The sequence below is a fragment of the Kitasatospora sp. NPDC056531 genome (assembly GCF_042794375.1).
Classification (GTDB): Bacteria; Actinomycetota; Actinomycetes; order Streptomycetales; family Streptomycetaceae; genus Kitasatospora.
This window is the reverse complement of record NZ_JBHTTU010000002.1, coordinates 50382-74953: the sequence shown is the minus strand read 5'-3', so window position 1 is coordinate 74953 and position 24572 is coordinate 50382. Positions and strand designations below refer to the sequence as shown.

The 24572-nt window shown below is 71.1% G+C and carries 21 protein-coding genes and 1 pseudogene; 10 read left to right on the top strand and 12 right to left on the bottom strand.

The window, feature by feature from the left end:
* Window positions 1–377: 377 nt before the first annotated feature.
* Both ACFQ87_RS02995 and ACFQ87_RS02990 read right to left on the bottom strand, forming a co-directional pair.
* On the bottom strand, window positions 378–1538 hold the full coding sequence (locus tag ACFQ87_RS02995) for a pyridoxal phosphate-dependent aminotransferase (protein ID WP_380608804.1): 1161 nt from the start codon (window positions 1536–1538) through the stop codon (window positions 378–380).
* Window positions 1539–1656: 118 nt separating this feature from the next.
* Entirely contained in the window at window positions 1657–2211 is a 555-nt protein-coding gene (locus ACFQ87_RS02990) for a YbjN domain-containing protein (RefSeq protein ID WP_380608803.1), read from the bottom strand.
* A gap of 346 nt (window positions 2212–2557) precedes the next feature.
* Between ACFQ87_RS02990 and ACFQ87_RS02985 the strand changes: the two genes are divergently transcribed.
* Complete coding sequence (locus ACFQ87_RS02985) at window positions 2558–2827, top strand: helix-turn-helix domain-containing protein (protein WP_380608802.1); 270 nt, start codon at window positions 2558–2560, stop codon at window positions 2825–2827.
* Window positions 2828–2944: 117 nt separating this feature from the next.
* On the opposite strand, the gene clpB is transcribed toward ACFQ87_RS02985, so the two are convergent.
* Window positions 2945–5566, bottom strand: coding sequence for an ATP-dependent chaperone ClpB (gene clpB, locus ACFQ87_RS02980; protein WP_380608801.1), 2622 nt, complete (start codon window positions 5564–5566; stop codon window positions 2945–2947).
* 105 nt (window positions 5567–5671) lie between these two features.
* Window positions 5672–6604 carry a LysR family transcriptional regulator gene (locus ACFQ87_RS02975; RefSeq protein ID WP_380608800.1) on the bottom strand — a complete coding sequence of 311 codons (933 nt, stop codon included), beginning with the start codon at window positions 6602–6604 and terminating at the stop codon, window positions 5672–5674.
* 70 nt (window positions 6605–6674) lie between these two features.
* Here ACFQ87_RS02975 and ACFQ87_RS02970 point away from each other — a divergent pair, with 70 nt between their 5' ends.
* The 4 genes from ACFQ87_RS02970 to ACFQ87_RS02955 all read left to right on the top strand — a co-directional run bounded on the left by ACFQ87_RS02970 (window position 6675) and on the right by ACFQ87_RS02955 (window position 10560).
* Window positions 6675–7793, top strand: coding sequence for a TDT family transporter (locus tag ACFQ87_RS02970; protein WP_380608799.1), 1119 nt, complete (start codon window positions 6675–6677; stop codon window positions 7791–7793).
* A 619-nt stretch (window positions 7794–8412) separates the two neighbouring features.
* The gene (locus tag ACFQ87_RS02965; RefSeq protein ID WP_380608798.1) at window positions 8413–9405 is read left to right on the top strand and encodes a LuxR C-terminal-related transcriptional regulator; all 993 of its coding nucleotides are present in this window, start codon (window positions 8413–8415) and stop codon (window positions 9403–9405) included.
* Entirely contained in the window at window positions 9398–9598 is a 201-nt protein-coding gene (locus ACFQ87_RS02960) for a hypothetical protein (protein WP_380608797.1), read from the top strand. Before ACFQ87_RS02965 ends, ACFQ87_RS02960 begins: the two co-directional genes overlap by 8 nt.
* Window positions 9595–10560: a LuxR C-terminal-related transcriptional regulator gene (locus ACFQ87_RS02955; protein ID WP_380608796.1), complete on the top strand. Its 966-nt coding sequence runs from the start codon at window positions 9595–9597 to the stop codon at window positions 10558–10560. Before ACFQ87_RS02960 ends, ACFQ87_RS02955 begins: the two co-directional genes overlap by 4 nt.
* Window positions 10561–10679: 119 nt before the next feature.
* Here ACFQ87_RS02955 and ACFQ87_RS02950 read toward each other — a convergent pair whose 3' ends face one another.
* Window positions 10680–11297 carry a hypothetical protein gene (locus ACFQ87_RS02950; protein WP_355668839.1) on the bottom strand — a complete coding sequence of 206 codons (618 nt, stop codon included), beginning with the start codon at window positions 11295–11297 and terminating at the stop codon, window positions 10680–10682.
* 332 nt (window positions 11298–11629) lie between these two features.
* Here ACFQ87_RS02950 and ACFQ87_RS02945 point away from each other — a divergent pair, with 332 nt between their 5' ends.
* Window positions 11630–11782 carry a hypothetical protein gene (locus ACFQ87_RS02945; RefSeq protein ID WP_380608795.1) on the top strand — a complete coding sequence of 51 codons (153 nt, stop codon included), beginning with the start codon at window positions 11630–11632 and terminating at the stop codon, window positions 11780–11782.
* A gap of 104 nt (window positions 11783–11886) precedes the next feature.
* Here ACFQ87_RS02945 and ACFQ87_RS02940 read toward each other — a convergent pair whose 3' ends face one another.
* From ACFQ87_RS02940 to dnaK, 5 genes are all read right to left on the bottom strand, one after another.
* The gene (locus ACFQ87_RS02940) at window positions 11887–12879 is read right to left on the bottom strand and encodes a hypothetical protein (protein ID WP_380608794.1); all 993 of its coding nucleotides are present in this window, start codon (window positions 12877–12879) and stop codon (window positions 11887–11889) included.
* Window positions 12880–13094: 215 nt separating this feature from the next.
* Window positions 13095–13622, bottom strand: a complete 528-nt coding sequence (locus ACFQ87_RS02935) for a heat shock protein transcriptional repressor HspR (RefSeq protein ID WP_380608793.1) — start codon at window positions 13620–13622, stop codon at window positions 13095–13097.
* A 7-nt stretch (window positions 13623–13629) separates the two neighbouring features.
* A complete protein-coding gene (gene dnaJ, locus ACFQ87_RS02930; protein ID WP_380608792.1) occupies window positions 13630–14784 on the bottom strand; it encodes a molecular chaperone DnaJ in 1155 nt (384 codons plus the stop codon).
* 223 nt (window positions 14785–15007) lie between these two features.
* The gene (gene grpE / locus ACFQ87_RS02925) at window positions 15008–15628 is read right to left on the bottom strand and encodes a nucleotide exchange factor GrpE (RefSeq protein ID WP_380608791.1); all 621 of its coding nucleotides are present in this window, start codon (window positions 15626–15628) and stop codon (window positions 15008–15010) included.
* Window positions 15625–17472, bottom strand: a complete 1848-nt coding sequence (gene dnaK, locus ACFQ87_RS02920) for a molecular chaperone DnaK (protein WP_380608790.1) — start codon at window positions 17470–17472, stop codon at window positions 15625–15627. The genes grpE and dnaK overlap by 4 nt, the downstream gene beginning before the upstream one ends.
* Window positions 17473–17762: 290 nt before the next feature.
* Between dnaK and ACFQ87_RS02915 the strand changes: the two genes are divergently transcribed.
* The 4 genes and pseudogenes from ACFQ87_RS02915 (at window position 17763) to ACFQ87_RS02900 (ending at window position 23515) form a co-directional block, all read left to right on the top strand.
* Window positions 17763–19991 (top strand): (Fe-S)-binding protein, encoded by a 2229-nt coding sequence (locus tag ACFQ87_RS02915; protein WP_380608789.1) that lies wholly within the window; start codon window positions 17763–17765, stop codon window positions 19989–19991.
* Window positions 19992–20281: 290 nt separating this feature from the next.
* Window positions 20282–21355, top strand: a pseudogene (locus ACFQ87_RS02910) (sugar phosphate nucleotidyltransferase); the annotation flags it as partial.
* A gap of 181 nt (window positions 21356–21536) precedes the next feature.
* Window positions 21537–22538 carry a Yip1 family protein gene (locus ACFQ87_RS02905; protein ID WP_380608788.1) on the top strand — a complete coding sequence of 334 codons (1002 nt, stop codon included), beginning with the start codon at window positions 21537–21539 and terminating at the stop codon, window positions 22536–22538.
* Window positions 22539–22624: 86 nt separating this feature from the next.
* Window positions 22625–23515, top strand: coding sequence for a metal-dependent hydrolase (locus tag ACFQ87_RS02900; protein ID WP_380608787.1), 891 nt, complete (start codon window positions 22625–22627; stop codon window positions 23513–23515).
* 67 nt (window positions 23516–23582) lie between these two features.
* Here ACFQ87_RS02900 and dcd read toward each other — a convergent pair whose 3' ends face one another.
* Complete coding sequence (dcd, locus tag ACFQ87_RS02895; RefSeq protein ID WP_380608786.1) at window positions 23583–24158, bottom strand: dCTP deaminase; 576 nt, start codon at window positions 24156–24158, stop codon at window positions 23583–23585.
* Between the two features lie 72 nt (window positions 24159–24230).
* Window positions 24231–24452, bottom strand: coding sequence for a hypothetical protein (locus ACFQ87_RS02890; RefSeq protein WP_380608785.1), 222 nt, complete (start codon window positions 24450–24452; stop codon window positions 24231–24233).
* Window positions 24453–24572 lie beyond the last annotated feature (120 nt).

Genomic DNA, 24572 nt, shown 5'->3' with positions numbered 1-24572 from the left:
GGAAGGATTCCGGCTGGAGATTCAGCAGCAGAGAAGCACGAATACGCCGGGTCCGTCGGTGATTTACCCATCTTTGTCAAGCATTCACCGTTAAGAGCTCACCTGCTTCCCGGCTCTGATCGACCCGGTGTGCGACTCTGCACAGCGCGCGCCCCTGTAACCGGCCTGTGCGCCGTGCGCGCCGGGAGTGCGCTGTCCATGCGCTTCATACGCCGCCGCCCTCCATACGCGGGGCGTGGAGGGCGGACGGATGTGCCAGGGAGGTCGGCTGAATTGCCTCCTTGGCAGTAAACGAGCATGCCACTCAAGTGAATTGATGGCCAATCAAGCCTGGTGTCGGGCCGGAACTGCTTCCGTTTGAGGGGGCGCGCGGGCGCTCAGAGGCGCTGCAGTCGCGCTACGGCCTCCTGGAGCACCTCGTCCTTTTTGCAGAAAGTGAAGCGGACCAGGCTACGGCCCGCGTCGGCGTCGTCGTAGAAGACGGCGTTGGGGATCGCGACCACGCCGCAGCGCTCGGGCAGGGCACGGCAGAACTCGACGCCGTCCTTCTCACCGAGCGGGGTGATGTCGGTGGTGACGAAGTACGTGCCCTCGGGCGTGAAGGCGCGGAAGCCGGCCGAGTCGAGGCCGTCGAGCAGCAGGTCGCGCTTGCGCAGCAGGTCGGCGCGCAGGGTGTCGAAGTAGCTGTCGGGCAGCTGCAGCGCCTCGGCGACGGCGTACTGGAACGGGCCGGCGCTGACGTAGGTGAGGTACTGCTTGGCGGTGCGCACCGCGGAGACCAGCGCGGGGCTCGCGGTGACCCAGCCGACCTTCCAGCCGGTGAAGGAGAAGGTCTTGCCGGCCGAGGAGATGGTGACGGTGCGTTCGCGCATGCCGGGCAGGGCGGCGATCGGGTGGTGGGTGGCGCCGAAGACCAGGTGTTCGTAGACCTCGTCGGTGACCACCAGCAGGTCGTGCTCGACGGCGAGTTCGGCGATGGTGGCGAGCTCCTCGGCGGTCAGCACGGTGCCGGTGGGGTTGTGCGGGGTGTTGATCAGCAGCAGCCGGGTGCGCGGGGTGATCAGGGCGCGCAGCTCGTCCAGGTCGGGGCGGAAGTGCGGGGCCCGCAGGGTCAGCGGGACGCGGGTGGCGCCGGCCATCGCGATGCAGGCCGCGTAGGAGTCGTAGAAGGGTTCGAGGGCGATCACCTCGTCGCCGGGCTCCAGCAGCGCCAACAGGGCCGCCGCGATCGCCTCGGTGGCGCCGGCGGTGACCAGTACCTCGGTGTCCGGGTCGTACGCGAGGCCGTGGAAGCGCTGCTGGTGCTCGGCGACGGCCTGGCGCAGTTCGGGGATGCCGGGGCCGGGCGGGTACTGGTTGCCGCGGCCCTCGCGCAGGGCCCGTACGGCCGCCTCGCGGACCTCCTCGGGCCCGTCGGTGTCCGGGAAGCCCTGGCCGAGGTTGATCGAGCCGGTGGCCGTGGCCAGGGCGGACATCTCGGCGAAGATCGTCGTTCCCATGCCCGCCAAGCGGCGGTTCAGCAGCGGCCTGGTACCCATCGGTGGCTCCTCACGCGTCGTCGTCGCGCCCATCCTGGGACAGTCGGGGACCGGGGACAAGGACGGCCCGCCACCGCGACGTGAGCGCGGTGGCGGGCCGTACGGGGGGAAGCGGGGATCAGGCCTCGTCGGAGCCCTCGTCCTCGCCCTCCTCGCCCTCGATCTCGTTCTGCAGGCCCAGGCGCTCGACGATCCACTGCTCGAAGCCGACCGCGGCCTGGGTCCAGTTCGCGGTGGTGGTGACGAAGTAGTCCAGGTTGACGCCGGTGCCCACGATCATCTGGGCCTCACCGATCAGACGGACCACGCCGTCCTCGTGGGTGTGGGTGTAGACCTTGGGCCAGAGGGTCTCGCGGTTCCACTCGTCGATCAGGTCGAGGATCTCGCCCTTCTTCTCCAGCGGGTACGCCCGGTCGTAGAAGGCGCGCACCGCGAAGAGCTCCTTCTGCTCGCCGCGGAACATGTAGTAGACGCGGAAGCCCTCCCAGGGGGCGGTGAGGTCGCCCTCCTCGTCCACGACGTGCTTGAGCTGCATCTGGTCGAGCAGCTGGGTGACCAGGCCCTGGTCCGGGACGATGATCGGCGGAGGGCCGGCCGGCCGCCCGCCCTGGCCACCGGGCTGGCCGCCTCCGGGTACGCCGAAGGACGGGATGGACGACGGGTCGATGCTCATGGGGGTCCTCTTCCTCAGTGCACGTGGTGGCCGGCAATGAGAGGCCGCCCTTTCCACCTCCCATCCTGCCTCATTCGGGGCCCCGCTCACAGGGGCGCCCGGGGGCGCGTCGATCTTCCTTTCGGGGCGTGGCGGGCACCGGTCACCCAGGGTGCCCGGCGGGCGGCGGCCGGGCGGCGCGCCGGGTGCGCGGGTGAGCCAAGTCACGCGCCCGGCGCTCGGGTTCGGCTGCCGCACCGGCCGGATGCGGTTAGCGTGCGACGGAACTCGCCGTTGGCAACATCCATGTTCGGTGGGCGAGTTGAGGTGATTTGAGCTGAACGGGGGAAGCGGGATGGAGCGTACGGTGACCGGGGAGGGTGCCTCGCTCGGGAGGCTGCTGCGGAGCATCCGGCTGGAGCGGGGGATGACGCAGGAGCAGTTGGGGGAGGTGTCGGGACTGAGCGTGCGGTCGATCCGCGACCTGGAGCGGGGGGTGTCCTGCCCGCGGGTTTCCACGCTGCGGCTGCTCACCCAGACGTGGAGCCTGCCGCAGGCGCAAGGGGCCGAGCTGCACCAGCTGGCACGCACCTGGCGGGACCGCTCGCGGCGGCAGCGGCGGGGCGCGCCGGACTGACCGCAGGGGGCCGACCGACCGCGGGGAGCCGACCGACCGCGGGGAGTCGGCACGACGCGGTACGGGCCGCTCCGCGCGCTCAGGCGCGCGGAGCGGCCCGAACCGGCCCTTCCGGGGTTACTTCTCCAGCGGACCCCGACCGCGGACGGTGAGGCGGTCGCCCTCCTCGTCCCGCTCGACCAGGACGGTGTCCCCGTCGTGCACCTGGCCGGACAGGATCGCCCGGGCCAGTTGGTCGCCGATCGCGGACTGCACCAGCCGGCGCAGCGGGCGGGCGCCGTACGCCGGGTCGTACCCGGTGAGCGCCAGCCAGTCGCGGGCGGGCTCGGAGACGTCCAGGGTGAGCCGGCGCTCGTGCAGCCGCTCGCCGAGGCGGGCCACCTGGATGTCGACGATTCGGCTGAGCTCGCCGGTGCCCAGCGGGTCGAAGACCACGATGTCGTCCAGCCGGTTGAGGAACTCCGGCTTGAACGCGGCCCGGACGCAGTCCTGCACCAGGGCCTTCTTCTTGTCCTCGGGGGTGGCCGGGTCCACCAAGTACTGGCTGCCCAGGTTGGAGGTGAGGATCAGGATCGCGTTGCGGAAGTCCACCGTGCGGCCCTGGCCGTCGGTGAGCCGGCCGTCGTCCAGCACCTGGAGCAGGACGTCGAAGACCTCCGGGTGGGCCTTCTCCACCTCGTCCAGCAGCACCACGCTGTACGGGCGGCGGCGGACCGCCTCGGTGAGCTGGCCGCCCTCCTCGTAGCCGACGTACCCGGGCGGGGCGCCGACCAGGCGGGAGACCGAGTGCTTCTCGCCGTACTCGCTCATGTCGATCCGGACCATCGCCCGCTCGTCGTCGAACAGGAAGTCGGCCAGCGCCTTGGCGAGTTCGGTCTTGCCGACACCGGTCGGGCCGAGGAACAGGAAGGAGCCGGTCGGGCGGTCCGGGTCGGCGATGCCCGAGCGGGTGCGGCGCACCGCGTCCGAGACCGCCTGCACGGCCTCCGTCTGGCCGATCAGGCGCCTGCCCAACTCCTCCTCCATGCGAAGGAGTTTGGCGCTCTCGCCCTCCATCAGGCGGCCGGCCGGGATGCCCGTCCAGGAGGCGACCACATCGGCCACGTCGTCCGGGCCGACCTCCTCCTTGACCATCGACGCCGAGGCGGACCCAGGCTCGTTGTTCGCGGTGGCGGCGCGCTCCTGGGCTTCGGTGAGCTCCTTCTCGGCCGCCGGGATCTCGGCGTACATCAGCTTGGACGCCCGCTCGAAGTCCCCGTCGCGCTGGGCCCGTTCGAGCGCGCCGTGCAGGTCGTCCAGCCGCTCCTTGAGCTCGCCGACCCGGTTGAGGCTCTTCTTCTCCTTCTCCCAGCGCGCCGTCAGCACGCTCAGCTGCTCGTTCCGGTCGGCGAGATCGCGCCGCAGTCGGGCCAGCCGGTCGACCGAGGCCGGGTCCGACTCCTTCTCCAGGGCCAGCTCCTCCATCCGCAACCGGTCGACGGCGCGCTGGAGTTCGTCGATCTCGACCGGGGAGGAGTCGATCTCCATCCGCAGCCGGGAGGCCGCCTCGTCGACCAGGTCGATCGCCTTGTCGGGCAGGAAGCGGGAGGTGATGTAGCGGTTGGACAGGGTGGCGGCGGCGACCAGGGCTGCGTCCGAGATCTGCACCTTGTGGTGCGCCTCGTACCGGCCCTTGAGACCGCGCAGGATGGCGATCGAGTCCTCCACGCTGGGCTCGCCGACCAGCACCTGCTGGAAGCGGCGCTCCAGGGCCGGGTCCTTCTCGATCCGCTCGCGGTACTCGTCCAGCGTGGTGGCGCCGACCATCCGCAGCTCGCCGCGGGCCAGCATCGGCTTGAGCATGTTGCCCGCGTCCATCGCCGAGTCGCCACCGGCGCCCGCGCCGACCATGGTGTGCAGCTCGTCGATGAAGGTGACGACCTGGCCGTCGGAGGCCTTGATGTCGTTCAGGACGGCCTTCAGCCGCTCCTCGAACTCGCCGCGGAACTTGGCGCCGGCCACCATCGCGCCGAGGTCCAGCGCGACCAGCCGCTTGCCGCGCAGCGATTCCGGCACGTCGCCGGCCACGATGCGCTGGGCCAGGCCCTCGACCACGGCGGTCTTGCCGACGCCGGGCTCGCCGATCAGCACCGGGTTGTTCTTGGTCCGGCGGGAGAGCACCTGGACCACCCGGCGGATCTCCTGGTCACGGCCGATCACCGGGTCGAGCTTGCCGTCCCGGGCGGCCTGGGTGAGGTCGGTGCCGTACTTCTCCAGCGCCTTGTAGGTGCCCTCGGGGTCCGGCGAGGTGACCCGGCCGCTCCCCCGGACGTCCTTGAAGGCGGCGAGCAGCGCCCTGGGCGTGGCGCCCTGCTGCACCAGCAGCTCGGCCACCGGCCCGCCCTCGGCGGCCAGGCCGACCATCAGGTGCTCGGTGGAGACGTACTGGTCGTCCAGGTCGTCCGCGCGCTTGCCGGCCTCGGTGAGCACGGCGAGGGTGTCCCGAGCGAGCTGCGGGGCGGCGACCGTCGAGCCCATCGCGCTGGGCAGCGCGGTCAGCTGGCGGCGCGCCTCGGCGTCGATCCGGGCGGCGTCGGCCCCGACCGCCTCCAGCAGGGGCCGGGCGATGCCCTCGGGCTGCTCCAGCAGGGCGATCAGGATGTGCACCGGCTTGACGTCCGGGTTGCCGACCGCGCCCGCCTGCCGGATCGCGGCGGACAGAGCGTCCTGCGTCTTGGTGGTGAACTTGCTCGCGTCCACTGCTGGGGGATCCTCCCTCGTTGTCCTTCACTACTGCTACGTACAGCATGCACTAACTTGAGTCTATTCCGCTCAAGTTTTTCATCAGGCTCGGGTTCCCCGGGCTCAACCCTTCCTCTTGGCGCTCCGGCCGTTCGTCCGCCGGGTCAGCCCCAACAGCTCCCGGGCCGGCCCGCTCGGCCGCTGCCCGGCCGGCCACACCGCGCGCAGCGGCCGCCGCAGGTCCAGCTCCTCCGCCAGCGGCACCTCGACCAGCCGCCGGGTGGCCAGCTCCTCCACCACCGCCAGCTCGCTCAGGCAGACCGGCCCCGCCCCGGTCATGGCCGCCGCCTTCAGCGCGGTGGACGAGGCCAGCTCCAGCCGGGGCCGCGTCGCGCCCCCGTACGGCGTCAGCGCCATCTCCAGCACCTCCCGGGTGCCCGAGCCGGGCTCCCGGAGCACCAGCGGGGTGGCCGCCAGCTCGGTCCCGGTCAGCGGGGTGCGCCGACGCGCCCACGGGTGGCCGGGCGCCACCACGACCACCAGCCGGTCCGCCGCCACCACCGCGCCGGCCAGCCCGGGCGGGGTGGACGGGCCCTCGACGAAGCCGAGGTCGGCCTCCTGGGCCAGCACGTGCCCGGCGACCTCCGCCGAGTTCGCCGTCCGCAGCGTCACCGCCGTCCCCGGGCTGGCTTCGGAGAGCGCCAGCAGCCAGCCCGGCATCAGGTACTCGGCGACGGTCAGGCTGGCCACCACCCGCAGCTTGGCGTCCCGGCGTTCGCGCAGCGCGTCGATCCCGGCGTCCAGCGCCTGGGCCGCCTCCACCACCTGTCGGGCCCACTCGACCACCAGCCGGCCCGCCTCGGTGGGCCGGCTGCCCCGGGGCGAGCGCTCCAGCAGCGGGACGCCGATCTGCCGCTCCATGCCCTTGATCCGGGCGCTGGCGGTCGGCTGACTGACGCCCAGCTCGGCCGCGGCCCGGCCGACACTGCCCAGCCGGGCCACCGCGAGCAGCAGTTCCAGGGCGCCCAGTTCGGGGACGTGCGGGGAGAGAGTCATAGGTTCAGGCTATGTCCTCATAGGATCCGCGGCGCTACCGGCGGCCGGGCCGCCGGGTCAGGGTGGAACCATGTCCACCTTGGCCGATGTCCGCCCGCTCACCCCTCCCGCCCTCCGCACCCGGATCTCCCGGTTCGACCTCGCCCAGCTCGGCCCCAACTGGTACGCCGCCGTGATGGGCACCGCGATCATCGCCAACGGCGCCGCCGCCCTGCCGGTCCGGGTGCCCGGGCTGATCGGCTTCGGCGAGGTGATGTGGGCGCTCGGACTGGCCGCCCTGCTGGTGCTGGCCGGGGCCCGGCTGGTCCACCTCACCCGGCACCGCGAGGCGGCCCGTGCCCAGCTGCTGGACAACCCGGCCACCGCGGTCTTCTACGGCTGCCCGCCGATGGCGCTGCTGGCGGTCGGGCTCGGCACCCTGCTGCTCGGCTCCCGGGTCATCGGCACCGGCCCGGCGGTCGCCCTGGACGCCGTGCTGTGGGGCGTCGGCACCCTGTACGCGCTGACCGTCGCCGCCGGCATCCCGTACCTGATGATCACCCGGCACCCGGTGTCCGCCCTGGAGGGCAACCCGACCTGGCTGCTGCCGGTGGTCGCCCCGCTGGTCGCCTCCGCCTGCGGCCCGGCCCTCGTCCCGCACCTGCCCGCCGGACCGCCCCAGCAGGCCCTGCTGTACGGCTGCTGGGCGCTGTTCGGGGTCGGCCTGCTGGCCACCCTGGTGCTGCTGCCGGTGGTGTTCACCGGGCTGTTCCACAGCAAGCTGCCGGCCCTCACACTCACCCCCGCGCTGTTCCTCGTGCTCGGCCCGCTCGGCCAGTCCGTCACCGCGATCCACCAGCTCGCCGACGCCGCCCGCCCGGTGCTGCCCTCCCTGGCGCCCGTCATGCTGCCGCTGGCCGAGCTCTACGGCATTGCGGTGATCGGCGTCGCGATGCTCTGGCTGGCCGTCGCGCTCACCGCCAACCTGCGGGCCCGCCGGGCCGGGATGCCGTTCGCGATGACCTGGTGGGCCTACACCTTCCCGATCGGCACCTGCGTCACCGGCGCCGCCGCGCTCGCCCGGCACACCGGCTTCGGCGGCTTCACCGCGCTGGCCGCCGGGCTCTACCTGCTGCTGGTCGTCGCCTGGGTGCTGGCGGCGGGGGGCACCGCCGCGGGGCTGGTGCGCGGGCGGCTGCTGGCGCGCTGACCCGGCCGGACGCCCGGTCGGAGGAATGGCCCCAGCTCAGGAGCACGCCGCCGTTGCAGGAACGCGCACCTCAGGCTGACCGTGCACAGCCAACCGGCCGTCGCCGCCCGTAGCGCCCGCTGGCCTCGGGCTTTACCGGAATACCGCCCGCCGCCCACGGCACCGCACCGGCACAGGGATGCAGGTAACTGCAAATGCGCGAACCTGCACTCAGGCGGCACTTGTCCACCGGGCGTCACGCTGTGAGGGTGGAGGCACGCCAAGGCCGCCGGGCAACCGCAGCCCGATGGTGGCGACTTGCTCTTCAGGTCTGACCGCGTGTGCGACGTTCCGCACGCGTGGAACGGGGGGGAAGAGCGCCGGGCGGGGTCCATGTGTGGTGATGGACGCCGGATCCGGTTCCGTCGAGGCGTTGCTGCTCCGCCTCGACGGAAGTGCCTGGGCACTGGCGTGCTGACGGCGGCCCCTGGGCGTCCGGTGTGCGACGGCACCCGGACCCGGGGGCCCGCCGTCCGACCGGTACCGTGGGCACGCCCGGCAACCGGTACCGCGCACCCGCGACTCGCGCGTACGGGCGGGGCAGCACCAGGGGAGAGGCGTCCGGCAGGGAGAGTGCGACGTGACGGCGGAACCGGCGGTCACGCCGCACCACGCGGCACCCGTGGGCGGGGAACCCGACGAGGCGGCCCGACAGCTCTACCTGGCGATCACCGCCGAAGGCGGCCGCATCCCCTGCGCCGACATCGAGGACACCGACCGCGACGCGCTCCGGCAACTCCTCGACATCGGCCTGCTGATGGCCAACCGGATGGACCACTGCTACACCGCCGTCAGCCCGCGCTCGGTCAGCGACCGCCTCGGCGCCGAACTCCGCAGCGAGGCGACCCGCCTGCTGGTCCGCGCGGAGAACCTCCCGGGAGCCCTGGACACCCTCACCCGCGCCTACGACACGATGCCCCGCCCGTCCGGCCGTTCCGGCGGCGCGGTCTACGTCGAGGGCCACGTGCACATCCGCCAGCGGATCTCCCAACTGGTCTCCGACTGCCGCTCCGAGGTGCTCACCGCCCAGCCCGGCCACCGACCCGCCGACACCCTGCAGGTCGCCCTCGCCCAGGACGTCCAACTCCTCCAGCGCGGCTGCTCGCTGCGCACCATCTACCAGCCGGTCGCGCTCGCCGACCCGCCCGCGCTCGCCTACGCCGAGGAGGTCACCCGGCACGGCTCGCAGATCCGGGTCCTCGACGAGTCCTTCCAACGGATGATCGTCTTCGACCGCAGCGTCGCCGTCATCGCCGCCAACGACGACAACAGCACCGCCGCCTTCATCAGCGACCCGGCCGCCCTCACCTTCCTGATCGGCGTCTTCGAACGCGACTGGGCCCGCGCCGACACCACCGAGGCCGCCGGTTGCCTCGGCCAGAACCCCGCCCGCACCATCCCCGACCGGGTCGGCCGCCTGCTCGCCCGCGGCCTCACTCAGCGCGCCGTCGCCACCCGGCTGGGCCTGAGCGAGCGCACCGTCGCCGCCCACATCTCCCGACTGCGCGACCGCTACGGCGCCCAGACCCTCTTCCAGCTCGGGTGGCTGATGAGAGGCTCCCGCGATGACTGACGAGCCCGGCCCGGCCGAACGCGTCCTCTACCCCACCACCGTCCGCAGCGGCGGCCTGCTCGCCCGCGGCCTCCACCTCGGCCGGCACCTCCGGGGGAGCGCCATGACTGACCCGGCCGCCCTCCTCCTCGGTGCCCGGGGCGCAGGGGAACCGCTCCGGCCGGACCGGCAGATGACGGGAGAACAGCCATGACGAACCGCAGCCTCGCCCTGCCCGACGAGGCCGCCCGCGAGCTCTACCGCGCGATCCTCCGCGAGGGCGGCCGCATCCGGATCGCCGACATCCCGGAGCAGGACACGGCGACCGTCCAGACGCTGCTGGACCTGGGCCTGCTGAAGCCGTACATCTCGGACGGCGTGCTGACCGCGGTCAACCCGCGCTCGGTCTCGACCCGGATCGCGGCAGACCTGCGCACGACCGGCACCCGTCTGTTGATGCAGGCCGAGGAACTCCCCGATCTGTTCGGTGATCTCACCGTCGCCTACGACACCGCCCCGCGGCGCCACGACCAAACCGGTGCCGTGCGCATCGTCGAGGGTGCCGAGAACATCCGGCATCAGATTTCCCAGCTCACCGAAGAGTTCTGCCACGAGGGGTTGTCCCTCCAACCGGGAGGGGCCAGGCCCGCGGGCGCCGCCGACGACATCGTGGAACACGCCCGCCGCTATCTGGAGGGTGGCGGCTCGATACGCACCGTCTACGAAGCAGCGGCTCGATTCGACGGCCTGACGGTCCGGCTCGCGGCCCGGCTGACGGAGGCCGGCTGCCACATCCGGGTCGCACCGTTCTCGTTCTCCAAGATGATGATCCTGGATCGGACGGTAGCCGTCATCCCGGCGTCGGCGGGACTGGACCGGGCGGCGTTCGTGGAGGACTCGGCCACCGTCGTGTTCCTGGCCGAGGTTTTCGACCGCTACTGGCAGCTGGCCGACGGAGTGAACTGGACTGCCCTGGAGGCGGGTTCCGGCGATGCGTCCGCCCATGAGCAGGTCGGTCGCCTGCTCACCCGCGGCCTCACCCAGCGGGCGATCGCGAGTCGGCTGGGCTTGAGCGAGCGGACGGTCGCTGCGCACATCGCCCGGCTTCGCGAGCTGTACGACGCCGAGACGCTCTTCCAGCTCGGCTGGCAGATGAGAGCGGCCCGCGATGCCTGAGCCGGTACTCGACCTGCCCGAGCCGCCGCCGGCCGCGCAGCCCGGGCGGAGGCGGCCCGGGCAGCGCGGCAAGCGGCGGAAGCAAGAGCCCGGAGGGGGATCCGGGGGGTGCGCTCTGCTCAGCCGGTGGCGGCGCCGGTCGGCCAGTAGCCGGGGACGGAGGACTGCTGTCGGGGGACGTTGAACTGCTCGCCGGGCGCGGTCCAGAAGCCCTCGCGGAGGGAGAGCGCCATGCCGGCCCAGTCCAGGGCGGTCTCCACCGTGTGGTTGAGGGCCTCCTGCGACCAGGTGTCGTCGAAGACCAGCGGCAGGACGGGGGCGACCTGCTCGATGGTGGCGATCAGCGGGTTGTGGGTGATCGCCTCGTCGACGAGCAGGACGATCGGCTTCCGCAGGGCCGACGCCCAGCCCAGCTCCAGACTCACCCCGGCCGAGAGCGGCGCTCCGACGTAGGCGAAGACCAGGTCCGCGGACTGCAGGGCGCGGAAGTCGGACGGCACCCGGGGCTCGGGCGCGCGGCCGGCGACGGTCCAGGCGTCGCTGTGGTGCGCGCTGTACACGGCGGCACCGCTGCGGAGCAGGGTGGTGCGGAGCGTCGTCAGCCGCGTCCGGCTGGCGAGGGTCACCACGCTGTCGGCCGGGCCGGTCAGCCGCATCAGCGGCGCGGCCAGGAACACACGTGCACGCCGACCCTCAGGGGCCTGGCTGTCGTGGTGACGCAGGTAGGGCTCGGTCATGTCGACTCCGGGGAAAGGCCGACCGGGTAGGGGATGCGGTGCCGGTAGGCGCGTTTGGTTGCTGCTTCAAAAAAGCTGACGAGATCAGACAGAATTTGACGGTACAGCGGCAAGTGTGGCTTTCCCGCCGCACCATCGGGGACGAAATGATCGTCTATCAGCGGTCGCAGCCCCGTCCAGCGTCCCGCCCTGTCATCTGGATGACTGGCAGAGAGATGACGCTCCTTGTGTTGTCGGGGAGATGACACCACCGCGCGGTCTGCGGCATCATGTGGACGCTAGTGCTATTAGATCCAGCTCGTGGAGCTCTAGAGAGAAGGAGGGGTGGGTCCGTGTCCCGTATGTACCGACTCGTCCGCACGGTTGCGTTTTCGGTTGTCCTCGGCGCGGCCGTACTGGCTGGGGTTCAGGCCGTCGCTGGCAGTGAGCAGGCCGCGGTCTCCACCACTGCGGCAGTGGCCGTCAGCGACGACATCCACTGGTGAGGCTGGGCCGATCGGCTCTCCGGGGTCAGGGGCCGAGTCCGTGCCGGCCGACATGACGGCCGGCGGATGGTGCTAGGAAAGCCGCTCCTTTGAAAAGGGGTTTCCTATTCGTTTTCTTGTCGGGGGGAGCGGCCTAGCACATAGCCAAGTTGGAAGAGGGAGTCGACGTTGTAGTCCTCCCTCATCTCGGCGATATGCCGGGCGAGTGTCCGCTCGCTGATGCCGAGCCGTCGTGCGATGACGCGATGGTTCGTTCCGGAGAGCAGGAGCTCGATGATGGTCTGTCGGAGTTGCGACACGACCTGACGCGGGACGGTGCGGTCCCCCTCGAACTCAAGTGCCCTGTTCCAGCTCCGCTCGAAGACCTCTTCGGCGAGGAAGTTGATGACAGCGGGGTCGTATATGAAGGCGGCGACGTTGTCGCCCGCCACGGGAATCACCGCCAACTGTCGGTCGACCACGATCAGTCGGGTGTAGGGCTCGTCGAGGGTCCGGAACTGCCAGCCCGCCTTGGCCAGTTGTGCCACGTAGTCCCTGGTCGGTTGGTGGTAACGGGTGCTCGCGTGGTAGATCGTCCGCATCGACGCACCATGACGGAGCATGTCGAGGTCCCGGTCCAGGAACGCGGTCAACAGCTCGGCAGGGCGCGGGCCGCCCGGTTGCATGGCGAGCCCTTCGGTCCATCCGCTGGCCGCGGATTGCTGAAGTCGCTGATTGATCAGGGCGCGGCCTCTGACGTATTCGATGGGCCCCCCGGATTGGTTCGGGGCGTGGAAAGCCTCGGCGAGTTCGCCGAGTTCCGTCGGCAGCGCCACCGCGCGTGCCAGGAGATCGAGGGCCTGTCGTTGCCATGCTGAACTCAGACCCGCCGAGAGCTGTGTCGGATCGACGGCGAAATAGGCGTCCGGCTCTTCGTTGTCGAGAATGAGCAGTCCGAGGTCCAGCAACTCCTGGAGGGCGGAATCCTCGCCCGATCCGCCGGCATTCCGGCTCAGCCGGCCGTTCTCGCTCACGGCTTTCAGATAGAGCGTGCGGGCATCCTCCGACAGGATGCGCAGTCCGCCTGGCGCGGCACCTGCTCCTTCTCGCCCACTCATTCTCGGCTCCTTGTGTTGACCGGACAAGTTAGTCAACGCGACGGATGGCTACTGCAGCAAGGATCTTAAGCGGCACGCAGGATCCGGCTGGTGATTCGTCCCGGGCATCGAGCGATCGATGCTCCTTGCCGCAGCATTTTTTCACCACACGCCAGCCGCCGGCACCCCCCGAACAGGAGGGAGCCGGCGGCTGGTGAGGTGAGCAGTGCCCCGGGTCAGCGCTTGGGGCGCCAGACGACGAGGGCGCTGGACTGGGGGGTGGGAGGCTGGTACGGGACGAGGTCGCGACGGTAGGAGGCGTGGACGGCGGCCTCGCGCTGCTGGAAGGCGGTGGCGGCGCCTTCCAGCGAGTCGACCAGCTCGGTGATGCGGGCCTGGAGGGCGGTGACCTGGTTCTCCAGCTCGATGATCCGCTTGATGCCGGCCAGGTTGATGCCCTCGTCCTGGGAGAGCCGCTGGACCTCCCGCAGCTGCTGGATGTCGCGGGCGGAGTAGCGGCGGCCGCGGCCGGCGGTGCGGTCGGGGCAGACCAGGCCGAGGCGGTCGTACTGGCGCAGGGTCTGCGGGTGCAGGCCGGACAGCTCGGCGGCGACCGAGATGACGTACACCGGGGTTTCCTCGGTGAGCACGTACTGCGGCGGGGCCGCTGCGGTGCGCCGGGTGCGGCGGGGGCCGTCGCCGGGAAGGCCCTCGCCGAGGCCGGGGCCGATCGGGCTGTCGGGGGTCATCGGGTTCGGGGACATCTGGTCGTCACGCTCCCTTCGCCGCCCGGAAGAGGGCGGCTCGCGGGTCGTCGGAGGCGGTGGCCTCGCGGTACTGCTCCAGGGCGTTCAGCGCGTCGCCGTCGACGTGCTGGGGGACCACGACCTCGACGGTGACGAGGAGGTCGCCGCGGGTGCCGTCCTTGCGGGTGGCGCCCTTGCCGCGGGCGCGCATGGTGAGACCGTTGGCGCTGCCCGGGGGCAGCTTGAGCTTGACGGCGGGGCCGCCGAGCGTGGGCACCTCGATGGTGGCGCCGAGGGCCGCCTCGGGGAAGGTGACCGGGACGGTGACGGTCAGGTTGTCGCCCTTGCGGCCGAACACCGGGTGCGGGTCGACGTGGACGGTGACGTAGAGGTCGCCGGGCTGGCCGCCGCGCTCGCCCTGGGCGCCCTTGCCCTTGAGCCGGATCCGCTGGTCGGCCTGGACGCCGGCCGGGATGCGGACCTGCATGGTGCGGGCCGAGGTGGCCCGGCCGCTGCCGTGGCAGTCGGTGCACGGGTCGTCGACGATCATGCCTCGGCCGCGGCAGTCCTTGCACGGCTCGGAGAGCGCGAAGGCGCCCTGGCCGCGGCTGACGGTGCCGGCGCCGACGCAGGTCGGGCAGACCCGCGGGGTGGTGCCGGACTTGGCGCCGGTGCCGTTGCAGATGCGGCAGGGGGCCTGGCTGGTCATCCGCAGCGGGACGGTCGCGCCGTCCACCGCCTCCTCGAAGGAGAGCGTCACCTCGGTCTCGACGTCGGCGCCGCGCCGGGGCTGGGCCTGCCGGGTGCCGCCGCGGTTGAACAGGCCGCCGAAGACGTCGCCGAGCCCGCCGCCACCACCGCCGCCCTGGTTACCGCTGAAGAGGTCGCCGAAGTCGAAGCTGTAGCTGCCGGTGCCGGGGCCGCCGGTGCGGAAGCCGCCGTTGGCGAAGAGGCTGCGGGCCTCGTCGTACTCCTTGCGGCGCTTCTCGTCGGAGAGGACGTCGTACGCCTCGGAGATGTCCTTGAAGCGCTCCTCCGCCTTGGCGTCGCCCTTGTTCGCGTCCGGGTGGAACTCGCGCGCGAGCTTGCGGTAGGTCTTCTTGATCTCGGTGGCGGTGGCGTCCTTGGGCACGCCGAGGACCTTGTAGTAGTCCTTCTCGACAAAATCCTTGCCGCTCATGCGCCCACCTCGCTTCGCTCGGCAGCCGATTCGCGGCACGCGCACCTCTCAACGGTTCGCTCGCTGCGCTCGCTCACGGCCTCCGCCACCTCCCGATGTCCATCGTCACTGCGCTGTCAACAGCAACTGAAAGAAGAGCCGTTGACAGCACGCTGCGGAGCCGGCCGCCGTGTTGGCCGGCGTACGACTCCGCAGCGCACTGGTTGTCAGCTGTCACAGGTTGTCAGCTGTCCGAGCCACCGTCGGACGTGTCCGCGTCGGCGGACTTCGCCTCGGCGTCCGGGGCGGACGTCGTCTGGGTGCCCGGCTGGGGCTCCGCCACGGCGACCATCGCGGGGCGGATGATCCGCTCGCCGATGCGGTAGCCGGGCTGGAGGATCTGCACGCAGGTGTCCTCGGTGACGTCCGAGGAGTAGCTGTGCATCAGCGCCTCGTGCTGGGTCGGGTCGAAGGGCTCGCCCTCCTTGCCGAACTGCTGGAGGCCCAGCTTGGCGACGACCGTCTCCAGGGACTCGGCGACGGACTTGAAGCCGCCCGTCACCTCGCCGTGCTCGCGGGCGCGGCCGATGTCGTCCAGGACCGGGATCAGGGACTCCAGGATGTTGGAGACCGCGATCTCGCGGACGGTCAGCCGGTCACGCTCGACCCGCTTGCGGTAGTTCTGGTACTCGGCCTGCAGTCGCTGCAGGTCCGCAGTGCGCTCGGCCAGCTCGCGCTTGGCCGTGGCGAGGTCCTCGGAGCCCTCGCCGGCACCCGCCGCCGCGGCCTCCTCGGCAGCCTTGATCACGGCCTCCTCGGCGGCGGAGTCGTCGCCGGGCTTGCCGCCCTGCGGCTTGTCCGTCATGCCGACGCACCGCCCTTGGGCTTCTCGTCGTCCACGATCTCGGCGTCGACGACGTCGTCCTCCTTGGCGTGGGTGGACTCGCCGGCCGCGGCCGCACCGGCACCGGCGGCGTCGGCGTTGGCGTACAGCGCCTGGCCGAGCTTCTGGGCCGTGGTGGAGACCTTCTCCGAGGCCTCGCTGATCTTCGCGATGTCCTCGCCCTTCAGGGCCTCCTTGAGCTCGCCGACTGCGGTCTCGACCTCGGTCTTGACGTCGGCCGGGAGCTTCTCGGCGTTGTCGGCGATGAACTTCTCGGTCGAGTAGACGAGCTGCTCGGCGGAGTTGCGGGTCTCGACGGCCTCGCGGCGCTTGTGGTCGTCCTCGGCGTACTGCTCGGCCTCGCGGCGCATGCGGTCGACCTCGTCCTTCGGCAGCGAGGAGCCGCCGGTGACGGTCATCTTCTGCTCCTTGCCGGTGCCGAGGTCCTTGGCCGCGACGTGCATGATGCCGTTGGCGTCGATGTCGAAGGTGACCTCGATCTGCGGCAGGCCGCGCGGCGCCGGCGGCAGGCCGGTCAGCTCGAACATGCCGAGCTTCTTGTTGTACGCGGCGATCTCGCGCTCGCCCTGGTAGACCTGGATCTGCACGGACGGCTGGTTGTCCTCGGCCGTGGTGAAGATCTCGGAGCGCTTGGTCGGGATCGTGGTGTTGCGCTCGATCAGCTTGGTCATGATGCCGCCCTTGGTCTCGATGCCGAGGGACAGCGGGGTGACGTCCAGCAGGAGGACGTCCTTGACCTCACCCTTGAGGACACCGGCCTGGAGCGAGGCGCCGATGGCGACGACCTCGTCCGGGTTGACGCCCTTGTTGGCGTCCTTGCCGCCGGTCAGCTCGCGGACGAGCTCGGCGACGGCCGGCATGCGGGTCGAGCCACCGACCAGGACGACGTGGTCGATCTCGGAGAGCGAGATGCCGGCGTCCTTGATCACGTTGTGGAACGGGATCTTGCAGCGCTCCAGCAGGTCGGCGGTCAGCTGCTGGAACTGGGCGCGGGTGAGCTTCTCGTCCAGGTGCAGCGGGCCCTCGGCGGAGGCCGTGATGTACGGCAGGTTGATCGAGGTCTCGGAGGACGAGGACAGCTCGATCTTGGCCTTCTCGGCGGCCTCGCGCAGACGCTGCAGGGCCATCTTGTCCTTGGACAGGTCGACGCCGTGGCCGGACTGGAAGGTCTTGACCAGGTGGTCGACGACCTTCTGGTCCCAGTCGTCGCCACCGAGGTGGTTGTCACCGTTGGTGGCCTTCACCTCGACGACCCCGTCGCCGATCTCCAGCAGGGAGACGTCGAAGGTGCCACCGCCGAGGTCGAAGACCAGGATGGTCTGGTCGTCCTTGTCCAGGCCGTACGCGAGGGCGGCCGCAGTCGGCTCGTTGACGATGCGCAGGACGTTCAGGCCCGCGATCTCGCCGGCCTCCTTGGTGGCCTGGCGCTCGGAGTCCGAGAAGTACGCCGGGACGGTGATGACGGCGTCGGTGACGGTCTCGCCCAGGTACGCCTCGGCGTCGCGCTTCAGCTTCTGCAGCACGAAGGCCGAGATCTGCTGCGGCGTGAAGTCCTTGTTGTCGATGTTGATCTTCCACCCGGTGCCCATGTGGCGCTTGACCGAGCGGATGGTGCGGTCGACGTTGGTGACCGCCTGGCGCTTGGCCACCTCGCCGACCAGGACCTCGCCGTTCTTGGCGAAGGCGACGACGGACGGCGTGGTCCGGGCGCCCTCGGCGTTCGTGATGACGGTGGGCTCGCCACCCTCGAGAACGCTGACGACCGAGTTCGTCGTGCCGAGGTCGATGCCGACCGCGCGTGCCATCGTAGATACCTCCACGGAAGAGTTGAGCTTTACGGGCTCAAGCATGCACGAGGCCCACGAACGAGTCAACAGCCTTGAGCTGTCCTGGCTCAACTTTGCTGCGGTGGCTTTCCCCTCTTCCGTTTTGCTCCGAATGGATGAGTATGGCCTTACGTGACTGCCGCCATACCTTGAGCGCCTTCTGAATCGGCGCTAACGGGCGGTAAGGTCCGGCCGGTGGGTGGTTAAGTTACCCACGAGTACACTTGACCGACGTATACCTTCACCGCCCTGGAGTACGGAGAAGCCGGATGCAGCTAGCAGCGATCGTCATCTCACTGGGCACGACCGTGGTCGGCGTGGCGCTGTTCGCTCGTGCCATCGCGCAGATCTACCGGTTCGTCCGGCTCGGCCAGCCCGTACCGAAGGGCGCGCGGATCAACGACCCGGTGGCCCGCACGGTGACCCTGATCCGTGAGTTCCTCGGCCACACCCGGATGAACAAGTGGGGCGTCGTCGGCATCGCCCACTGGGCTGTCGCGGTCGGCTTCTACGCGCTGATCCTCACCCTGGTCGGCGCGTTCGGTCAGCTCTTCGACCCGGACTTCGAGGTCCCGGTCGTCGGCGACTGGACGCCGTACCTGGTGTTCCAGGAACTGCTCGGCTTCGTGACCTTCCTCGGCATCGCGGTGCTGACGGTGATCCGCCAGCTGAGCCTGCCGAACAAGGCGGGCCGCAAGTCCCGCTTCGCGGGCTCCAACATGGGCTTCGCGTACTTCATCGAGGCGGTCATCCTGGTCATCGGCATGGCCATCCTGACCCTGCGCGGCCTGGAGGGCGCCCAGCTGGGGGTCGACCACTACTCGGTCGACTACGTGGTCTCGTACCCGCTGGTGAAGCTGTTCTCCGGACTGGGCGTCGGCACCCTGCACAACCTGCTCTGGCTGGTCGCGACGATCAAGATCTCCGTCTCCTTCATCTGGATGATCACGGTCTCGCTGAACACCGACATGGGTGTGGCCTGGCACCGCTTCCTGGGCTTCCCGAACATCTGGTTCAAGCGCAACGCCGACGGTGCCGTCGCGCTGGGCGCGCTGCAGCCGATGACCTCGGGCGGCCAGCCGATCGACTTCGAGGACCCGGCCGACGACGCCGTCTTCGGCGTCTCCCAGGTCGAGCACTTCTCCTGGAAGGGCATCCTCGACTTCTCCACCTGCACCGAGTGCGGCCGCTGCCAGTCGCAGTGCCCGGCCTGGAACACCGGCAAGCCGCTCTCCCCGAAGCTGCTGATCATGAGCCTGCGGGACCACGCCTTCGGCAAGGCGCCGTACCTGCTGGCCGGCGGCGGCAAGGACATGGAGGGCACCGAGAAGGCCACCGCCGAACAGCTGAAGGACGTCCCGGCGGCGGCCCTCGCCGAGGGCGAGCGCCCGCTGATCGGCACCGCCGAGGAGAACGGCGTCATCGACCCGGACGTGCTGTGGTCCTGCACCACCTGCGGCGCCTGCGTCGAGCAGTGCCCGGTGGACATCGAGCACATCGACCACATCGTCGACATGCGCCGCTACCAGGTGATGATCGAGAGCAACTTCCCGACCGAGGCCGGGACGATGCTCAAGAACCTGGAGAACAAGGGCAACCCGTGGGGCATGGCCACCAAGGCCCGCCTGGACTGGGTCAAGGAGCTCAAGAAGGAGACCGGCATCGAGGTGCCGGTGATCGGCGAGGACATCGACCCGGCCGAGGTCGAGTACCTCTACTGGGTCGGCTGCGCCGGTGCCCTGGAGGACCGCGCCAAGAAGACCACCAAGGCCTTCGCCGAGCTGCTGCACACCGCGGGCGTGAAGTTCGCGATCCTCGGCAAGGAGGAGACCTGCACCGGTGACTCCCCGCGCCGCCTGGGCAACGAGTTCCTGTTCCAGATGCTCGGCGCGCAGAACGTCGAGACGCTGAACGCCGCGCTGGAGGACGCCCCGACCAAGCGGATCGTGGCCACCTGCCCGCACTGCTTCAACACCATCGCCAACGAGTACCCGCAGCTCGGCGGGCACTTCGAGGTGATCCACCACACCCAGCTGCTGCAGCACCTGATCGACGAGGGCAAGCTCGTCCCGGTCAACCCGGTCGAGGGCCTGATCACCTACCACGACCCCTGCTACCTGGGCCGCCACAACAAGGTCTACAGCCCGCCGCGCGAGATCATGGACAAGGTCCCCGGTCTGCGCCAGCAGGAGATGCACCGCCACAAGGAGCGCGGCTTCTGCTGCGGCGCCGGTGGTGCCCGGATGTGGATGGAGGAGCGCATCGGCAAGCGGATCAACACCGAGCGCGTGGACGAGGCGCTGTCGCTCAACCCGGACATCGTCTCCACCGCCTGCCCGTTCTGCCTGGTGATGCTCTCCGACTCGGTCAACGGCAAGAAGAACGAGGGCGCGGCCAAGGAGCACCTGAAGGTGGTCGACGTGGCCCAGCTGCTGCTCGACTCGGTGAAGGCGACCCCGCCGGCCGAGGCCGAGGAGCCCGCGACGGTGGACGCGTAGCGACCGCTGTTCGACAGTTCTGCTACAACTGCCCGGCCCGGTGGACGCCGCCAACGCGCCCGCCGGGCCGGGCTTTTGGTGCCACCGGCCGAAGCCCCGGGGGCGGGCGGCCGACCGGAGAGTGACGCCGATCGCACGGCTGCCGGACGGGCATTCGGTCGGAAGGAAATACAGTAGGCGCCGGACCGGCCGCGAGGCCGGTCGACCCGTTCCGGACGGGTCAGAAGACCGACGGAGGTATCGGCCCGCCGGGCCGGGCCGCAGAGACCACAAGGGGAACAGCGCAGACCATGACCGAGGCGATCATGCTCGTCGGTGGTAAGGGCACGCGACTGCGTCCGCTGACCACCCACACCCCCAAGCCGATGCTGCCCGTGGCGGGCGTCCCGTTCATCGCGCACCAGCTGGCCCGCGCCGCCGCAGCCGGGGTCACCCGCGTGGTGCTGGCCACCTCGTACCTGGCCGAGGTGTTCGAGGACCACTTCCAGGACGGCACCCCGTACGGCATCGAGCTGGTCTACCTGACCGAGCGCGAGCCGCTGGGCACCGGCGGGGCCATCCGCAACGCCGCCTCCGGGCTGACCTGCGGCCCGGACGAGCCGGTCCTGATCTTCAACGGCGACATCCTCTCCGGGCTGGACATCGCCGCCCTGCGCGACGGCCACGTGGCCGCCGGGGCCGACGTCACCCTGCACCTCACCCGGGTCGAGGACCCGCGCGCCTTCGGCCTCGTCCCGACCGACGGGAACGGGCGGGTGCTGGAGTTCCTGGAGAAGCCGGAGACCCCGGAGCAGATCGTCACCGACCAGATCAACGCCGGCTGCTACGTCTTCACCCGTTCCGTCATCGACCGCATCCCGGCCGGCCGGGAGGTATCCGTCGAGCGTGAGACCTTCCCCGAGCTGCTGGCCACCGGCGCGCTGCTGCGCGGTGTCGTCGACACCTCGTACTGGCTGGACCTCGGCACCCCGGCCGCGTTCGTCCGCGGCTCGGCCGACCTGGTGCTCGGCAAGGTCGACTCCCCGGCCGTCCCCGGCCCGACCGGCGACGCCCTGCTGCTGCCCGGCGCCACCGTCCACCCGGGCGCGGTGCTCAGCGGCGGCACCGTGGTCTCCGAGGACGCGGTGGTCGAGGCCGGCGCGATCGTCGAGGGCAGCGTCATCCTGCCCGGCGCGGTGATCGGCCCGGACACCCTGGTCAAGGACTCGATCGTGGGCGCCTTCGCCACCGTCGGCGACCGCTCGGCGCTGGACGGCGCGGTGATCGGCGACGGCGCGATCGTGGAGTCCGACAACGAGCTGCCCAGCGGCATCCGGGTCGCCTGCGGCACCCTGCTGCCGGTCGGCGCGGTGCGCGTCTCGGCCGGCCCGGGCGGCTGCCCGGCCGGCACCAGCGCGGCCGCCGCGGTGCACGGGCCGTCGGTCACCGCCCAGCGGTAGCGACATCCCGGGGGCTTTCGGACCCGTTCGTCTCAGACTCGCTGCAAACCGGCCCCGGCTCCGTCCGGGGCCGACGCGCGTTGGGCCGGACGGGTACCTTCGGAGCGTGGCTGGTAATCGATACGACAGCGGTCAGGGTGCCGACCGCCCGCACGGCGGATGGTCGGCTCCGCCGTCGCCGACGGGGGCGCCCGGGGGGCACGGGCAGCCGGACGGGCCGGAGTACTTCACGGCCCCGCACCCGACGGCGGCCGGTGGTCCGGGGGGTCCGGCCGGCGGTCCCGGGGGCACGGTCGGCGACGGGTACGACCCGTACGCGGCCGACCGGCCGGGCAGCACCCGCTCCTTCCCGGTCGGCGACCCGTACGGCCGGCAGCAGCCGTACGGTCACGAGCCCGGTCCGGGCCAGGACCGGGGCTGGTACGGCCAGGGCCCGGGCCCCGGCTACTACGACGACGGCTACGGGCAGCAGCCGCCGTACGGCCAGGACCAGCAGGCGCCGTACGGCCAGGACAACGTCGCGGTCTACCGGGCCGGCGGCCAGTCCGCGCCGCACGTCGCCGGGCCCCGGCCGCAGTGGCGCGAGCTGTTCACCGGCCTCTTCCGCAGCCCGACCGCGATCTTCGACCGCACCCGCGACCACCAGGTCTGGGTGCCCGCCCTCACCGTCTCGCTGCTGTACGGCGCGCTCGCGGTGCTCGGCATCGGGCTGACCCACGACGACATCGTCAACTCGACCTTCTCCGTGGCGCTGACCGGCCTGTTCGCCGCCGCCGTCGGCTTCACCCTGGCCGGCGGGATCTTCGGCGCGGTCACCTACGCGCTGGCCCGCCAGCTCGGCGGCGACGGCCCGTGGAAGTCGACGGTCGGCCTGGCCGCGCTGATCGGCTGGCTGACCGATGCTCCCCGGCTGCTGCTGGATCTGGTGCTGCCCTCCGGCAGCGCGGTGGTCCAGGTGGTCGGCTGGGCCACCTGGATGTTCTGCGCGTACCTGCTGACCAGCATGGTCCGGCGGCTCCACGACCTGCCCTGGGGCAAGGCGGCGGCGGCCGCGGCGGTGCAGCTGATCGCGCTGCTGGTGCTGATCAAGCTGCCGACCCTGGGCTGAGGGGCGGGAGGCAGAATGGTGGGCGGGTCGGGCCGGTAGGCCCGGGCCCGCTCGACCTCGTTCGTCCACAGCCACCGGAGCCAGCCATGACCCTCCCCACCACCCACGTCAGTTTCCCGGCCGGGGCGGTGACCGGAGAGTCTCCGGTGCTCGCGGTGCACCCGCTGGCCGACGGCCGGTACGCCGTGGTGACCGGGGCGACCCCGTTCCACCCGCTCGACCACACCTGGCCCGACCAGCCGGCCGACCACGGCACCCTGACCGTCGACGGCACCGAGCTGGCCGTGGTGGACTGCCTCACCGGCGCGGTCGGCCCGGACGGCGGCGCCCCGCTGGTCGGCTCCGAGATCCCGGTGAAGCGCGGGGACGAGGAGTGGTCCTGGCTGGTCCTGCACGTCCTCGACACCGACCCCGGCGACATTACGGGCCGCACCGCCGCCCTCGCCGTCGACGCCGGGCGCCGGGCCGCCCTGAGCGCCTCGCACAGCGGCTGCCACCTGCTCGCCCTCGCCCTGAACGCCGCGCTCGCCCCGCGCTGGCGCAAGGACCCGGGCCGCTCGGACGCCTTCGGCAACCCCGACTTCGACAGCCTCGCGATGGCGAGCTCGGTGATGGACACCGAGGCCAGCACCGACACCTACCGGCTCGGCAAGTCGCTGAAGAAGAAGGGCTTCACGGCGGACGCCACCGAGGAGTTCCCCGCCCTCGCCGACGCCCTGCCCGCCCTCACCGAGGCCGTCAACGCGCGGCTCGCGGCCTGGGTCGCGGCCGACGCGCCGGTCCGGATCGAGGTCCCCGGCCCCGAGCTCACCGCCCGCCGCCAGTGGCACTGCGAACTGCCCGAGGGCGGCGCGCAGATCTTCTGCGGCGGCACCCACCTGCACCACCTCGGCGAGCTCGCCGAACTGCGCACCGAGCTGCGGCTGTCCGAGGACGGCACCGAGCTGGTCGCGGTCACCAGCCCCAAGCGGGCCTGAGAACGCCACGGGCGGCCACCCCTCGCGGTGAGGGGTGGCCGCCCGCCGTGCGTGCACTCTGCCGGGATCAGACCTTGGTGCGGTGGAAGTTCAGGAAGGAGCGGGACGGCGTCGGGCCGCGCTGGCCCTGGTAGCGCGAGCCGTAGCGCTCGGAGCCGTACGGGTGCTCCGACGGCGAGGAGAGCCGGAACAGGCAGAGCTGCCCGATCTTCATCCCCGGGTACAGCTTGATCGGCAGCGTCGCGACGTTCGACAGCTCCAGCGTCACGTGGCCGCTGAAGCCGGGGTCGATGAAGCCGGCCGTGGAGTGGGTGAGCAGGCCCAGCCGGCCCAGGCTCGACTTGCCCTCCAGCCGGGAGGCCACGTCCTCGGGCAGCGTGATGACCTCGTACGTCGAGGCCAGCACGAACTCGCCCGGGTGCAGGATGAACGCCTCGTCGCCGTCCGGCTCGACCAGCCGGGTCAGGTCCGGCTGCTCCTCGGAGGGGTCGATGTGCGGGTACTTGTGGTTCTCGAACACGCGGAAGAAGCGGTCGAGGCGCACGTCGATACTCGACGGCTGGATCATCGCCGGGTCGAACGGGTCGATGCCGACCCGGCCCAGGTCGATTTCGGTCCGGATGTCCTTGTCAGAGAGCAGCACGGTTCGAGGTTACGTGCACGACAGGGCCCCGGACGAATCCGCCCGGGGCCCGTTACGTCCTTCCGACGGCCGTCAGGCCAGGAACTCCGCGGCTTCCATCCCCATCGCCCGCGCCAGTTGCGCCGTCGACAGCTCCTGTACGTCGGCCAGCACCGAGCTCCGGAGCCGTCCGCACTGCGGACAGCGGATCAACCGTCCGGGCCCGAGCCGACCGGGACCGAGGTTCTGCATCGGGAACGTGGTGGTGCTGAACAGGTGCCCCTCGGCACAACGAACGACGGCGCGCTGCTCCATCGATCCCCTTCCCATCCCTAACCCAGTACTCACCCGTACTCATCGCGCCCCGGCGGCCAGGCCCCGGGACAGCGTCACATTAGGGGATGTTCCGGACATTCCACACCATGGCTCGCCGCC

Excerpts from the sequence above, each read along its gene's own strand:
- ACFQ87_RS02995 (WP_380608804.1), bottom strand. The coding sequence starts at position 1,538 with ATGGGTACCAGGCCGCTGCTGAACCGCCGCTTGGCGGGCATGGGAACG.
- ACFQ87_RS02990 (WP_380608803.1), bottom strand. The coding sequence starts at position 2,211 with ATGAGCATCGACCCGTCGTCCATCCCGTCCTTCGGCGTACCCGGAGGC.
- ACFQ87_RS02975 (WP_380608800.1), bottom strand. The coding sequence starts at position 6,604 with ATGACTCTCTCCCCGCACGTCCCCGAACTGGGCGCCCTGGAACTGCTG.
- ACFQ87_RS02970 (WP_380608799.1), top strand. The coding sequence starts at position 6,675 with ATGTCCACCTTGGCCGATGTCCGCCCGCTCACCCCTCCCGCCCTCCGC.
- ACFQ87_RS02960 (WP_380608797.1), top strand. The coding sequence starts at position 9,398 with ATGACTGACGAGCCCGGCCCGGCCGAACGCGTCCTCTACCCCACCACC.
- ACFQ87_RS02955 (WP_380608796.1), top strand. The coding sequence starts at position 9,595 with ATGACGAACCGCAGCCTCGCCCTGCCCGACGAGGCCGCCCGCGAGCTC.
- ACFQ87_RS02950 (WP_355668839.1), bottom strand. The coding sequence starts at position 11,297 with ATGACCGAGCCCTACCTGCGTCACCACGACAGCCAGGCCCCTGAGGGT.
- ACFQ87_RS02940 (WP_380608794.1), bottom strand. The coding sequence starts at position 12,879 with ATGAGTGGGCGAGAAGGAGCAGGTGCCGCGCCAGGCGGACTGCGCATC.
- ACFQ87_RS02935 (WP_380608793.1), bottom strand. The coding sequence starts at position 13,622 with ATGTCCCCGAACCCGATGACCCCCGACAGCCCGATCGGCCCCGGCCTC.
- dnaJ (WP_380608792.1), bottom strand. The coding sequence starts at position 14,784 with ATGAGCGGCAAGGATTTTGTCGAGAAGGACTACTACAAGGTCCTCGGC.
- grpE (WP_380608791.1), bottom strand. The coding sequence starts at position 15,628 with ATGACGGACAAGCCGCAGGGCGGCAAGCCCGGCGACGACTCCGCCGCC.
- dnaK (WP_380608790.1), bottom strand. The coding sequence starts at position 17,472 with ATGGCACGCGCGGTCGGCATCGACCTCGGCACGACGAACTCGGTCGTC.
- ACFQ87_RS02915 (WP_380608789.1), top strand. The coding sequence starts at position 17,763 with ATGCAGCTAGCAGCGATCGTCATCTCACTGGGCACGACCGTGGTCGGC.
- ACFQ87_RS02900 (WP_380608787.1), top strand. The coding sequence starts at position 22,625 with ATGACCCTCCCCACCACCCACGTCAGTTTCCCGGCCGGGGCGGTGACC.
- ACFQ87_RS02890 (WP_380608785.1), bottom strand. The coding sequence starts at position 24,452 with ATGGAGCAGCGCGCCGTCGTTCGTTGTGCCGAGGGGCACCTGTTCAGC.